A 304-nucleotide genomic window follows, 5' to 3' on the forward strand; every position below is an offset into this window, starting at 1 on the left:
TCATAAGGAATTTCCTTCATTGCCTTTGAGTCGTAAACTGATGCTGTAGAGATGTGGAAGAAAGCTGGGACCTGAGATTCGAGGTCGTATAGCACATGTGCTTTTACTCCTCCCTTCTTCTTACGGAACTTTGCCCACCAGAAGACAGACAAACACAAAGGAATGGTCGTTGAGTCGAAAGCATACACATTGCCTTGCAACTTGAAGATATCTGTTACACGTTTCTTTCTTGCCTGCTCCATAATATAGAAAGCAAAGTCTTCAAAGATACGGTAGTCACGATTCTGATTGGCAGAAGCAAATG

Annotated in this window: 1 protein-coding gene; it reads right to left on the reverse strand. The window is 42.4% G+C overall.

Going from position 1 to position 304, the window contains the following annotated elements:
- A partial coding sequence (locus I6E38_RS15185; RefSeq protein ID WP_235394751.1) for a transposase occupies positions 1 to 304 on the reverse strand: 304 nt, incomplete at both ends.

It is taken from the genome of Leyella stercorea, from assembly GCF_021531355.1.
In the GTDB taxonomy this organism is placed as follows: Bacteria; Bacteroidota; Bacteroidia; order Bacteroidales; family Bacteroidaceae; genus Prevotella.